This is a genomic window from Eubacterium barkeri (assembly GCF_900107125.1).
GTDB classification, from domain to species: domain Bacteria; phylum Bacillota; class Clostridia; order Eubacteriales; family Eubacteriaceae; genus Eubacterium_O; species Eubacterium_O barkeri.
The window spans coordinates 40,829-53,864 of the sequence record NZ_FNOU01000021.1; the positions used below are offsets into that span (position 1 = coordinate 40,829).

The 13,036-nt window shown below is 50.5% G+C and carries 11 protein-coding genes; 3 read left to right on the forward strand and 8 right to left on the reverse strand.

Annotated features, from left to right (window positions below; genetic code table 11):
* Positions 1-24: 24 nt before the first annotated feature.
* From BLU30_RS11415 to BLU30_RS11440, 6 genes are all read right to left on the reverse strand, one after another.
* On the reverse strand, positions 25-1,434 hold the full coding sequence (locus BLU30_RS11415) for an aldehyde dehydrogenase family protein (protein WP_090246506.1): 1,410 nt from the start codon (positions 1,432-1,434) through the stop codon (positions 25-27).
* A gap of 23 nt (positions 1,435-1,457) precedes the next feature.
* Positions 1,458-2,243, reverse strand: a complete 786-nt coding sequence (pduB, locus tag BLU30_RS11420) for a propanediol utilization microcompartment protein PduB (protein ID WP_090246508.1) — start codon at positions 2,241-2,243, stop codon at positions 1,458-1,460.
* Between the two features lie 17 nt (positions 2,244-2,260).
* The gene (locus BLU30_RS11425; RefSeq protein WP_090246510.1) at positions 2,261-2,545 is read right to left on the reverse strand and encodes a BMC domain-containing protein; all 285 of its coding nucleotides are present in this window, start codon (positions 2,543-2,545) and stop codon (positions 2,261-2,263) included.
* A 91-nt stretch (positions 2,546-2,636) separates the two neighbouring features.
* A complete protein-coding gene (locus BLU30_RS11430; RefSeq protein WP_090246512.1) occupies positions 2,637-5,264 on the reverse strand; it encodes a glycyl radical protein in 2,628 nt (875 codons plus the stop codon).
* A gap of 78 nt (positions 5,265-5,342) precedes the next feature.
* Positions 5,343-6,497, reverse strand: a complete 1,155-nt coding sequence (metK, locus tag BLU30_RS11435) for a methionine adenosyltransferase (RefSeq protein ID WP_242873576.1) — start codon at positions 6,495-6,497, stop codon at positions 5,343-5,345.
* Between the two features lie 43 nt (positions 6,498-6,540).
* Complete coding sequence (locus BLU30_RS11440) at positions 6,541-7,518, reverse strand: glycyl-radical enzyme activating protein (RefSeq protein WP_176770921.1); 978 nt, start codon at positions 7,516-7,518, stop codon at positions 6,541-6,543.
* A gap of 382 nt (positions 7,519-7,900) precedes the next feature.
* Here BLU30_RS11440 and BLU30_RS11445 point away from each other — a divergent pair, with 382 nt between their 5' ends.
* From BLU30_RS11445 to BLU30_RS11455, 3 genes are read left to right on the forward strand one after another with little or no spacing between them, the layout of a single operon-like run.
* On the forward strand, positions 7,901-9,109 hold the full coding sequence (locus BLU30_RS11445; protein WP_176770922.1) for a PocR ligand-binding domain-containing protein: 1,209 nt from the start codon (positions 7,901-7,903) through the stop codon (positions 9,107-9,109).
* A gap of 10 nt (positions 9,110-9,119) precedes the next feature.
* The gene (locus BLU30_RS11450; protein ID WP_090246518.1) at positions 9,120-10,181 is read left to right on the forward strand and encodes a helix-turn-helix domain-containing protein; all 1,062 of its coding nucleotides are present in this window, start codon (positions 9,120-9,122) and stop codon (positions 10,179-10,181) included.
* A 48-nt stretch (positions 10,182-10,229) separates the two neighbouring features.
* Entirely contained in the window at positions 10,230-10,859 is a 630-nt protein-coding gene (locus tag BLU30_RS11455; RefSeq protein ID WP_090246520.1) for a flavodoxin family protein, read from the forward strand.
* 282 nt (positions 10,860-11,141) lie between these two features.
* Here BLU30_RS11455 and pdxA read toward each other — a convergent pair whose 3' ends face one another.
* Positions 11,142-12,164, reverse strand: coding sequence for a 4-hydroxythreonine-4-phosphate dehydrogenase PdxA (gene pdxA / locus BLU30_RS11460; protein ID WP_090246521.1), 1,023 nt, complete (start codon positions 12,162-12,164; stop codon positions 11,142-11,144).
* A gap of 97 nt (positions 12,165-12,261) precedes the next feature.
* Entirely contained in the window at positions 12,262-12,912 is a 651-nt protein-coding gene (gene dhaL, locus BLU30_RS11465) for a dihydroxyacetone kinase subunit DhaL (protein WP_090246523.1), read from the reverse strand.
* Positions 12,913-13,036: the final 124 nt, after the last annotated feature.

Consider the following 13,036-nt stretch of genomic DNA (forward strand, 5'->3'; position numbering starts at 1 on the left):
TGTTGGGAAAGTAATTGAAAAATATTATTTGATTTCGAATCCGCCGCTTAAAATGCAGCGCCGGCGACGGACAAAGGATTTAGCTGATGTCAGGCCTTCGCCGGTAGGTCCGGCGATGGTGAAGGTCGGAAAGCCTTCCCCGCCGACACCCAGGCCAGCAAAGGAGGGACCGTTCTTCACGAAAATCGTGGTCTGGATCCGCTTGGACATTTCAGAAAGCTTATCGATATTTTTAGAGTGCATGGTGGCCGTGTGGCGGTTGCCATGTTCTAAGTCGCAGGCCACATCAATGCCGTCATCCACATCCTTGACCCGGATGACGGGCAGGATGGGCATCATCAGCTCTTCCACGGCCAGCAGGTGATCCCTGGGGACCTCCATGATGAGGCAGCGGGCTTCCCTGGGAACCTCGATCCCCGCGGCAGCACCGATATAGTGGACATCCTTGCCCACGAATTCCCGGCTTAAACGGCCGCCGGGGAATACCATTTCAGCCAGGGCATCAATGACCTTCCGGTCCTTCAGCTCGAAGGCGCCATGCTTCTTCATGTTGAAGATGAGGTAATCCGCCACCTCATCCACCACGACGACTTCTTTTTCTGCAATACAGGGCATATTATTATCAAAGCAGCAGCCATCGACGATGTCCTTGGCGGCTTTTTCAATATCGGCGGTTTCATCCACCAGGGCCGGGGGATTCCCCGCACCGGCACCGATGGCCTTCTTACCGGATTGGAGCACGGCCTTGACCACTCCAGGGCCGCCGGTGGCGCAGAGCATGTTGATCTTGGGATGGACCATCATGGCATCTGCGCTTTCGATGGTGGGTTTGGCGGTAGTCACCATCAGGTTGCACAGGCCACTGGCTTCATAAATGGCCTGATTGATGAGCTTCAGGGTATAGTGGCAGGTCTGCACGGCTTTGGGATGGGGTGAGAACACGACAGTGTTCCCCCCCGCCAGCATTGAAATCCCGTTATTGATCAGGCTTTCGCTGGGGTTGGTCGTCGGCGTGATGGCTCCGATGACCCCGAAGGGAGAGAGTTCCAGCAGGGTGAGGCCGTCATCGCCGGTCATGCATTCTGCTTTCAGGTCCTCGACACCCGGCGTATAAAGAGATGCCAGTTCATGCTTGACCAGCTTATCCTGATAATTGCCCATGCCGGTTTCCTCTACGGCCATGCCGCAGATGGTTTCCATGTGATCCTTTTGCATCATGGTATCCCGGATGGCCTGGATGACCTTGCGGCGGGTGGCCAGGCTGCACCGCATATATTCGCGCTGGGCCGCCCATGCCGCTTCGATGGCTTCTTCCATAGTTTCGAAGATGCCCCATTTTGGTTCCGCTGCTTCCCCTTGGGGCGCTTCTGTATCCCCGAGTTGATCAACCACCTGTTTCACCAGTTTCTCGATGTCTTTAATATTTAATTCCATTTCACGCCTCCATTTTGCGGTGCTTAGATATAAGGGGTCGTCATACTGGCTGCGGGACCGGCCAGGGCGTTCAGGCAAGGCAGTCCGATTTCACGGGCGGCGTAGACGGCTTGACGGACAGCGCCGGCATCCCCGGAAATGAAGATCATGCCTTCGTTGGAGTACTTGGTCCCACCGTTATCCGGTGATGCAAAGCCGATGAGCTCCACATTGGCTGCCTTTAAAGCGGCATCTGCCATAAGAACACCAATCCCGGCGGGTGCGCCGACGATGATGGCGAAGGCCTTGCCGATGGGTGCGCCCAGGGCCATGTTGCAGGCGAAGGAGGCACGGGCGGTGTATTGGAATTCCAGATGACCGGCATCGTTGCCGTAGACATCTCCGAAGGTGCGGTTTAAGTCGGCCAGGGCCACCTCGACGGCGCGCTTGGCATCGGATACATCCTCTGCCCCAAAGATGATGAGGGAGCCGTGTCCGGCACCGCCCTTGGTATCACGGGCCATTTCACAGATGACCATTTCGGTATTGGTGGCTTTAACGGCTTCGTCCGCCGCAAAGATATGGGGGCCGGCACCGGTCCGGGCGGATAAAATCCCGATGGAACGGTATTTGGCATCCAGCTTCATGGCTTCGTGGAGGCTGGCATCTACATTGGCGATGACGAATCCGATGGTATCGCCCATGGCAGTTCCAACAAATTCAGTCAGGCCGCAATTGGCAACGGGCTTCGGACAGCAGTCGGCTGCTTCTGCCGTATCAATCTTCTTCATCACTTCTTCCATTAATTGGCTCATTAATTCTTCTTTCATGGCTTCTTCCTCTCACATTAAACCGATTCAAACTTCGGTAGCATTTTTTCTACATCGGGATGGGGACGGGGGATGACGTGGACCGAAACCACCTGTCCAACCTTGTCCGCAGCGGCGGCACCAGCATCGACGGCGGCTTTTACCGCACCGACATCACCTCGGACCATAACAGTAATCAGACCGGAGCCGATCATCTCATAGCCCGTCAGCTCGACATTGGCGGATTTCACCATGGCATCGGCGGCTTCGATACAGCCCACCATCCCTTTGGTTTCAATCATGCCTAAAGCTTCATTCTGCATTATAATCTCCTATCTCTTTATTCAGGATGGAGCATTCCGGATAGCGGAATGCCCCATCACGAGGTGTGTGTATTGATCGATAAACGGTATCCTAGTTGAAATTATCGTAGGAGTTCCGGCCGATGAGGTCGTCCTGGAGGGCCTTGGTCATCCGTACGAAGTAAGCGGAATATCCGGCAACACGAACTAAGAGGCCCGGGTAGTTTTCCGGATGCTTCTGAGCATCCTTCAGCATTTCCGTGTTGGCGATGTTGAACTGGCAGTGCTGGGCACCCTTATGGAAATAGCCATCGATGTAATTGATAAAGTTTTCGGTTCCGTTGGCACCGGCCACGCAGGCAGGGCTGAAGCGGACGTTCATCAGGGTGCCATTTCCGGCCTTCTGATGGTCGATCTTATTGGCGGAATTCCCCATGGCGGTGGGTCCGGTGACATCATGGCATCCAATCTTGGTATGCACTGGCCCTAAGCTGTTGGACAGGGCTTCCTGGGCCATACGGCCATCAATGGAGGCTCCCTGGGTCAGGCCGATGCCGACATTACCGGAGACGGAATAGATCCCGGGGATCATTTTGCCACCACGGGTACAATTGTGGCTGCTGACTTCATCACAGTATACGTCTGCTGCATAGGTCGCATATTTATCCGCGTAGTCATCATCGTTACCATAGTGATGGACCTGTTCGCTGTTGATATAGCGGTATAATTCTTCATAGCCTGCCCAGTTCTTGCTCAGGGCATCCAGGAGTTCGGCACCGGTGGCGCGTTTTTCATCGAAAATAATCTGTTCAATGGTGGACAGACCATCGGCGACGGATGCGATCCCAACACCCTGAGGACCAGCGAAGTTGTACTTGGCCCCGCCCTGGGTCAGGTCTTTCGCCTTATCGATACAATCGTCGATCATGCAGGATGCGAAGGGCAGAGGTTTAATCCGGGCATGCATGATTTCGGTGGCATTCATGAAGGCGGCCATGCGGTTGACCCAATATTTCATCTGAGTTTCGAAGGAAGCCATGACTTCGTCCATATTCTTGAAGGTGGCGATACTGCCGGTGTCGATGGATACCTGCTCGCCTTCGACGGTCTTCCCATTATTGATGGCGAATTCCAGAACACGGGCCATGTTGAAGTAATCGGCATCGTGGGCACCGTAGGTCTTCCCGGCGACTTCCACTTCGACGCAGCCGACGACGGTGTAGTCACGGGCTTCTTCAACGGTGAGGCCATTGGCAATCAATGTGGGGATAACGCCGCCATCGTTGAAGAGCTTCGGCTGGCCCGTCCCGATCTTAATGGATTCCACTAATTTCACCTTGTATTCCCAGGGTGCATCCTCGAACCAACGGGCTGCGAACCAGGGGTCAGTGAGACGGGTATGGTTATAGGCTTCGATACACAGATAGGTCATATCATTGGTGGCATCTTCACCCTTTTCATTGACGCCGCCGCAGAGGAGGCAGGAGCCGCCGATGCCTACTTCGGAGTTGAGGGTCGCGGTCTGTTCGTCCCTTAATTTACGCAGTTCGAAGATCTTCACATAGAAGCACTCGATGAGCTGAGATGCGAAGGACTTTTTGATGAGACCAGCCTTCATATCGGCTTCGTAGTAGGAATTTAAGATCATGTCGAAACGGCCGTAGGAGATGGAGTGGCCATTGGATTCGATGAGGACCAGTTCCACCATGAAGTTCATGAGCTGCATAGCTTCCCACAGGTTGCGGGCCGGGTTTTCGGAGATCCATTCACAGTTTTCGGCGATGTTCAGGAGTTCTTTCTTCCGTTCGACATCGGCTTCCTGATCGGCCATTTCCTTGGCCAGAGCGGCGTAGCGGCGGATCCACATGGAGCCGGCTTCCAGTGCGATTAAGGTGGCGGTATAGAATTCCCGTTTTTCCAGACCTTCCTGGGTATCGATGCTGTCTTCACCTAAGCTGGTCAGGCAGCGGGCAACGTGGCATTTCACGCCCTTGAGGCCGCATTTGAGCACGCCGTCAAAGTCCATGGTATAGTGGCCGATGCCGCCGTACATGTACAGATTCGGGAAGTGGACGGGAGCGGTATTGCCTAAGGAAGAACCGATTAAAACTTCTTCGCTTAAGAACTGTTCCAGCTGATCCTTTAAGTTCTGGCCTTCCCAATAGTCGGCGATGGAGAGCAGGTTCTTCTTGGTTTCTTCGGAGCAGGCGAAACGGTCAGACTGACGGTCTGCCCAGGGTGAGTTCTGGAGCTCATCCACGATCCAGTCATAGGAGAATTCCGGGTAGATGGGTGAGAAACGCGCCGGTGCGCCCATTTCACCAACGATGAGTTCGTCCGGATAGATGTTGATGGTCATGTTCTGGAGGATGTGGTTTAAGATCTTAGCATTCTTCAGAATCACAGAGCCGCCGGCACCCAGTTTTTTATGGGCTTCGGTGAAAAGCATGGCCCGTTCTTCATCTACGGTTTCTTCGATTTCGTGTACCCGTTTGAGAATCCGATTCACTCTCGGATAGGGGCTGGGTCCCAAGGTCGATAAGACTGAGGAGTCCATCAGGCCGTAGTCGGTATCGAAGGGTTCACACCCACCTTCGCCTAAGACTTCATTGGGAACGAAATTCTTGTAGAAATCGGGACGGCTTTCATCCTTGACAGCCGCTGGTTTTGATCCCTGCATCTCCCCCAAGATACGAGACACGATTTTGCTGACATCCTGATCATTCATGTTCCAACTCATAATAAAACCTCCATTAGTTTTTAAAAATTATCTGCAACTGCAGTTTTTTAACGTTTCAACCAGGGTCTTACGACCCGTTTAAAATAAATCCCCTAAATCCACGGCTTCCCAGGGCAAGTCCAGATCCAGCCGGCCGAAGTGGCCATAGCTGGCGGTCTGGGCATAAATGGGGCGCCGCAGTCCTAAGCGTTCAATGATGGCCTGGGGCCTTAAATCAAAGCCCTGGGCAATGCGTCCGGCGATGGCGGCATCACTGTGTCCCTGTGCCGTCCCGAAGGTATCCACATAAAGGGATACGGGCTTGGCCACGCCGATGGCATAGGCCAGCTGGATTTCACATTTTCGAGCCAGGCCCGCCGCAACGATATTCTTGGCCAGGTACCGGGCGACATAGCTGCCGGTGCGGTCCACCTTGGTGGGATCCTTCCCGGAGAAGGCGCCGCCGCCGTGGCGGGCATAGCCGCCGTAGGTATCCACGATGATCTTCCGGCCGGTCAATCCCGTATCCGCACCCGGTCCCCCCAGGACGAAGCGCCCCGTGGCATTGACCAGGATGCGGACATCCTCGCCCAGCAGGATATCCGGCACCACCGGCTCAATCACCGCCGCGATCATCTCACGACGGATGCGGGAGGGGCTGATTTCCGGCCGATGTTGGGCCGCCACCACGATGGTCTCCACGGCTATGGGACCATGGTCGCCATAGCGCACCGAAACCTGGGCCTTCCCATCCGGCTTCAGATAATCTAAGATTCCCTGCTTGCGCACCGCCGCCAACCGCTTGGTCAAAGCATTGGCATAGTGGATGGGCAGAGGCATGAAGGCCTCGGTCTCATCACAGGCATAGCCGAACATCATGCCCTGGTCCCCGGCCCCCAGGCTTTTGGAATCCTGGGCCAAATCCACGCCCCGGGCGATATCCGGTGACTGCGCGTGGAGGCTGACCATCACGCCACAATGCCGGCCATCAAGGCCGCTTTCCTCACCATCGTATCCGATGCCCACCAGGGCCTCCCGGACAACGGCGTCGTAATCAATGTGCGCCGTGGTGGTAATTTCGCCCATGACGTGGATAAGTCCAGTGGACGCAGTCACTTCACAGGCCACCCGGGCTTCCGGATCCTCCCGGAGCAGGGCATCCAATACGGAGTCCGACAGGATATCACACACCTTATCGGGATGGCCTTCTGTGACGGATTCCGATGTAAAAATCCGCCGACCTTCTCCTGCCAATTCCCTCATCCCCTTTCTTTTGGCACCAGGTGCCACTCTGTCTTTAGCGCTTACCGCCGGCAACCATCTCTGCATTCAGATTATCGGCACCATTTTCCACCGGTACGCCGTATTCCCTGAAAATCTCAGCGATGTGCCGGTTGGCCGGCATGTACACCTTGGCATCAATCTGCTTCTGGCCCTCCATGGGGTATTCCCGTCCCAGGGAAAGGTATTTATCCTCGCCCATGGGCCGGAAGGGCAGGAGCTGCAGCTGCACAATGCGATTGCCCAGCTCCTTCTGGATGAATGCCGCCGTCCCCCGGATATTGGCCTCATCGTCATTGTAGCCCGGAACGATGGGAATCCGCAGGATGAGCGGTACCTTGCAATCCACCACATGCTTGATGTTTTCGAGGACCAGCGCATTACTCACACCTGCAAAGCCCTTATGGACCTCCGGGTCGATGTGCTTGATATCCGAGATGATGAGATCCGCATAGGGCAGGATTTCATCTAAGACGTGTTGGCGACAATACAGCTCGCTTTCCACACAGGTGTTGATGCGTTTCTTTTTGCATTGGCGAAGCAGCTCCCGGACAAATTCCCACTGGACCAGCGGGTCGCCCCCGGAGATGGTCACGCCGCCGCCGGAATTCTTATAATAGGAACGGTCCGCTTCGATGACCTTCATCAACGATTTGACCGATTTCCATTCACCATAGCCCTTCAGGGTCCCCGTCGGGCATTCCTTCACACAGTCCATGCAATAGGCACACAGGCTGTAATCAATACCGGTCACCAGACCATCCTTTACGATATGGGCCCCCCGCTGGCATGCCGCCAGACACGCACCACATCCGATACATTTATCCGCATGTACCCCGACCTCCGGATGAATAATCTGTGATTCTGGATTGCTGCACCAGGTACACCGCATGGGACATCCCTTTAAAAAGATCTCCGTGCGGATCCCTGGTCCATCGTGTACAGTAAACCGTTGGATATTCAGGACCAGCCCGAGTTGAAACTTATCATCCATAACTCCCCTCCTCGCAAGAAGTGATTGATTTAATTGTACTGGCTTCATGTTTTTTTAACCATTGCAACAATTGTGGGAAACTTTGCATTTTTTGACATCGAATACAGGAGTTATTCCGTACTGTGAGTTAAAAATTATCAATATGACAAGAAAAATCAATTTAGCTTAAAATAAATTTAAGATAGATATTTTTTTGTTTTGAAATAGTTTAAACTTGATACTCTTTTGTCCTCGAAATGATGTTTTCTTGTCATTTTGAATCCACTTAAGGAACTGTAAACCTTCTTGCATTTAATTTAAGAAGGTAGTAGAATTATTTTGCTACCAACCGATAACAATTAGTCGTCAAGACTGATACGATATGGGCAAAGGAGAAAAAGGGATGCCGCACTTTATCATGAACTTAGCAGAGATCGTCAATATTGATGAATTAGAAAAAATATTGAACGCCTATACCAAAGCTACGAAAATGAGCTCTTTAATTACTGATTATCGTGGAAACCCTATCAGTACCGAGCGATACTTCCATCCCATCTGCCTGGCTATTCGAGAAGATCCAAAGCGACGGCAGCGCTGCATAAAATGTGATGCCCTTGGGGGGTTGGAAGCCTCCATCAAGGGTGAACCCTGTATTTATAAATGCCACGCTGGTTTGGTGGAGGTTTGCGCCCCCATCATTATTGATGATCAACCTGTCGCCAATCTCTTTACCGGACAAATGCTTCTTCAGGCAGAGGATTCCGCAAAAATTGACTATCTCTGTGAAGAACGGACCGATATTCTGGCCGATCCCATCCTGGGTCCTATTTATACCCGCCATTTGGAAACAGCGCCCCGAATGTCTTATGAACAAATTCGATCCTATTCCACCTTCATCATCGAAATCGCCAACTACATTGCTAAAATCAGCTATGAAAAAATTCTACAGAAGCGGCTGCAGGAGCAGGAAAAAAAATTATTGGAAAGCAAAAACGTCAAGCTGAAGTCGAAACTCATGGTGAATCAATATAACGCACTCTTCCTCACCGAAGCCTTTAATACCATCTATAATCAGGCTATCCTGGAAAATGCGGTCAACACAGCAGAGCTTTTGTTTTCCTTCTCAACCATGTTTAAGCGCAATATCTCCATGGATACCCATTATATCTCCATGGCCCAAGAGATAGAGGATATCCTTGGACTGGTGGATTTATTTAATACTACCTTTGACCAGCAGGTAGAACTGCTTTTAGATATCCCTAGAAAACTGGACCATGAGTTGGTCCCTATTACTGGTTTCCAGCCTATCGTTTCAAATGTTTTTTTATCTTGTTTATCCCAATCAAATACCCCAATTCAACTGAATATGGGTATAATCAAGGAACAAGACTTACTAAAGGCACGGATTTTCTGCTCTTATGTTCAATTTCCAGATATCAATTTTAAATCTGAGGAGGCTTTATTCCAACAAGAGCTTTTCTTTTCCAAAGCCAGCTTTTTCACTTTAAAACTTGTGGCGGATCATCTCAGTGATTTTTACCCCACAGGTTTTAAGATGTACACAGAATCAAATTGTTTTTATTTTGAATTCCCATCGGTTCTAAAATCATAAGGAGGATGGTATGGCCACACTTAAAAACATCATCGCATTGGAATTCAACCACATTGAATCCCAGGTTTTTTCTCGTTACTTCCATTCAGAGGGAGACCTTAATTATCTTGGCAATTATCGGATCGCCTCGGGCCTTTGGAATACCACTTATCCCCATGACATCGTGCTAATCAATATCAGTTCGGATAATTATCGCAATTGTGTTTCTTTCCTACGCCACTATCCCAGAACGAGTGATTGTCAGATTTTTTTCACAGCCAACACCTATTTCGACCAACTAACACAACTGGTCCAAACCAATGCCAATGCACAAATCATGATGAAGCCTCTGCGTTGGGACTGCCTTCTCAGCAGTATCACCGAGGTCCAAACCCCAGTTCCCAGTCTGGGTTTAGGCACAAAAAAAAACAGCAGCCAATACCTTTCTCTTATTAATACCTTCATCAGCTGTACCAATAAAGAAATTGATCTCTGGATCGACACCACCCTTGAAATGATTCTTCCAGATGGAGAAATAGATTGTGACGATGCTTTATCGAATTGTAAAAAATTCGTATCTTATTTCATCTATACCCTCACCCGGGATTTAGATGCCGACCTGGTCATCCGCTTATCCCAAAACTATAATGATTTTCTCCATAGTATAAAATCAATCTGCCGAACCAAAGCTTTAATTCGATTGATGGAGCGGTTTCTACATTGTTGTTATAACGCCTTCCATCCCAGTTATGTTTCCCTTGATGAGGAGCGTATTTCTGATCTAAAAACAAAAATAAGCCACTATGTGGATGCCGAAATCGACTTCTCTCTGGAATCCATCGCTCAGGAGATGCATATCTCCACTTCATACCTGAGCCGGATGTTCAATAAAATTGAAAAGGTCAATTATAAAGACTATATCCTCCAACTCCGACTGGAAAAGGCCTGCCAACTGTTGTCCAATACCAACCAGACGGTGGAGGAAATCGCCCTGCACTGCGGGTACCGGGAAAGCAGCTCTTTCTCCCGGGCCTTTAAAGGGTATCATCACCTATCCCCCATCAACTACCGTAAACAGCAAACCAGCCGTTAAGAAAAAATCCCCTTCCATGGGCAAAAAATTAATTGAAGGAGAATTCACATGAAAGTCTTACTTGTTAATGGAAGCCCCCATCCTCAGGGCTGTACTGCCACCGCATTGACCGAGGTGGCCAAATCTCTGAAATCCCGTGGGATTGAGAGCCATTCTTTCTGGTTGGGCAAGGAGCCTATCAGTGGCTGCCTGGGCTGTGGTGCGTGCCGGAAGACCGGTAAATGCTTCATCGACGATCCGGTCAATGTTTTCGTTAAAGAAGCCGCCCAATACGATGGTTTCATCTTTGGTTCTCCCGTTCATTTTGCCGGTGCCTCCAGCGCCCTCTCCGCTTTCATGGATCGGGCATTCTTCATCCCATTTGGAAATAATTCCCCCTTTGCCGGCAAACCTGGAGCTGCAGTGGTCAGCTGTCGGAGAGGCGGTGCCTCGTCCGCTTTCGATCAGATCAATAAATATTTCACCATCACTGGGATGCCGGTTGTCAGCTCTCAGTATTGGAATCAAGTCCACGGCACAACGCCGAAAGAGGTTGTACAAGATGCTGAAGGCATGCAAACCATGCGCACACTGGGTAACAACATGGCCTGGCTGCTGCTGTGCATTGAAATAGGAAAAGCTGTCGGCCTGACCTATCCGGAGCAAGAGCCCGCTGTTTCCACTAATTTCATTCGGTAAATCCTTCAGTGAAAGACTAAGCTAGTGTTAGTACATACGTGTAGACACGAAAAGTTGAATAGCCTATAATAACATAGGAAAAAGAAAAAGAGATGTTTAGCGTGGGTAAGAACCAATAACTTTATACACTTTTAAACAGCAACTTGTTGATTTCGGTAGATATTCGTATCCATAACTGGAACGTGAGTATGGCGCAGATCAAAATGGTAAACAAATTTCTTACCACAGTCGATTGTGGCAGTCTCGAATGCGCTCGTGTAGTAAAGGCCTCTGATTTAAAACTTAAATGGTTGTATTGTTAACATTGCCTCCACCCTTAAACTTCGGCGCATATACCACCGCTAAACGAATGGCTTCAATCAAACTAACCGGGCTGGCAATCCCCTTTCCGGCAATATCCAGGGCCGTGCCATGATCCACCGAGGTCCTCAGGATGGGCATCCCGCAGGTAATGGAAATGGTCCGTTCGAAATCCACCATCTTCGTGGCAATATGGCCCTGATCATGGTATAAGGACAGAACGGCATCGTACTGCCCCTTTAATCCCTGGTAAAATACAGAATCGGCTCCGATGGGGCCGACGATATCGATGCCCTTGGCCCGGGCCGCTTCCACCGCGGGTATAACCTGATCCACCTCTTCAGTTCCAAAGAGTCCATGCTCCCCACTATGGGGATTCAGTCCAGCCACCGCTAGTTTCGGGGCATCTACCCCCAGGACACCCAGAGCCTCCACACAAGCATCAATGAAGGTTGCCAGGGCATCTTTTGTGACCAAATCACAGGCCCGGCGAAGGGAAACGTGTCGGGTGAGGAAGAACACCCGGAGGTTTCTCACCTGGAACATCGTAAGGGGATTATGGGTTCCTGTCAATGCTCCAACAATTTCGGTATGCCCAATATAGGGCACCTTTGCCAGTTTCAAAGACTCTTTATTGATTGCGGTGGTGGTCAGCACATCTGCTTTACCCTGAAGACATAACGCCGTAGCCCTTATGATATATTCATAAGCGGCTCCACCGGTCATCGCCTGTATCTCACCGATTTTTAATGTACTCATATCAATATTTTTAAGGTCCATTAAATTGAGGATACCGGGTTTATAATCACCGGTATCAGGGGTCTCGATACATTTGATTCTTAAATCCACATTGCTGAAACGAAGGGCATCTTCTAGCACCTCCCGGTCACCGACAACGACACAGCGGGCAATTTTCTGAATCATTGGATCAGCCAGAGCTTTTACCGTAATCTCCGGACCGATCCCCGCTGCATCCCCCATGGGAATTACAATGATTGGCTTCAATTTCTACTCCTTTTTATGAATAACAGGACATTGTAAAACAGGACAGCATCTCTATCGAGGGGCTGTCCTGTTCGACTGTATCTTTTTAATAATTCTCTTATTCGGGCATATTCTTATAAAAAATCTCCAGCATTTCAGCCGTAGAAGCAGCACCGGGGTCCAAGTGACCGATGGCCCGTTCGCCCAGGCGCATGGCCCGGCCCTTGGTAGCTACAATATTTCGGGTGGATTCCAAGCCGACCTTTCCGGCTTCCACAGCCTTAGCCATGGCGGCTTTGGGGGTATCCCCCGCTGCATTAGCCGCTTTAAGGGCGTCTAAGGCTGGCATGAGGGTATCATTCATGGTTTTTTCACCGATGGTGGATTTCCCACGTTTCTGGATGATGGCAATGCCCTTATCCATGCAGTCGATGAATTCGTCGAAGGTGACCCCTTCATCCTCGCCCTTAGTCTTGACCGGCAGGCCAAATTTCATGAAAAAGCTGCCGTACAGGGGGCCAGCCGATCCGCCAACCTTATCTAAAAGGGCGGTTCCTACTTTTTTATAAAGATTGAAAACACTTTCCGATTGCCATTCATCGATATGGCTGGCGACTTCCCGGAAGCCAATGGACAGGTTCATGCCATGGTCACCATCACCAATGGCAGAGTCCAAATCAGTAAAATAATCCTTTCGTTCTTCGGACCAGGGAATCAAATCCTTGATCACGTCCACAAAGTACTGTTTATTTAAGATGTATTCGCTCATTTTTCCTCCAAAATAATAACTTAACATAAGTCGCAGTGCACATTCGCTCCGCCTTTGGCTACGCTCATTTCGGGCTGCGCCCTATGTTTTAAACGGCCAAAATGACCGTGGTGAAGAGCTTGCT

What these genes read in the sequence shown, in the direction of transcription:
- BLU30_RS11415 (WP_090246506.1), bottom strand. Translation starts at nt 1,434, where the DNA reads ATGGAATTAAATATTAAAGACATCGAGAAACTGGTGAAACAGGTGGTT.
- pduB (WP_090246508.1), bottom strand. Translation starts at nt 2,243, where the DNA reads ATGAAAGAAGAATTAATGAGCCAATTAATGGAAGAAGTGATGAAGAAG.
- BLU30_RS11425 (WP_090246510.1), bottom strand. Translation starts at nt 2,545, where the DNA reads ATGCAGAATGAAGCTTTAGGCATGATTGAAACCAAAGGGATGGTGGGC.
- BLU30_RS11430 (WP_090246512.1), bottom strand. Translation starts at nt 5,264, where the DNA reads ATGAGTTGGAACATGAATGATCAGGATGTCAGCAAAATCGTGTCTCGT.
- BLU30_RS11440 (WP_176770921.1), bottom strand. Translation starts at nt 7,518, where the DNA reads ATGGATGATAAGTTTCAACTCGGGCTGGTCCTGAATATCCAACGGTTT.
- BLU30_RS11445 (WP_176770922.1), top strand. Translation starts at nt 7,901, where the DNA reads ATGCCGCACTTTATCATGAACTTAGCAGAGATCGTCAATATTGATGAA.
- BLU30_RS11450 (WP_090246518.1), top strand. Translation starts at nt 9,120, where the DNA reads ATGGCCACACTTAAAAACATCATCGCATTGGAATTCAACCACATTGAA.
- BLU30_RS11455 (WP_090246520.1), top strand. Translation starts at nt 10,230, where the DNA reads ATGAAAGTCTTACTTGTTAATGGAAGCCCCCATCCTCAGGGCTGTACT.
- dhaL (WP_090246523.1), bottom strand. Translation starts at nt 12,912, where the DNA reads ATGAGCGAATACATCTTAAATAAACAGTACTTTGTGGACGTGATCAAG.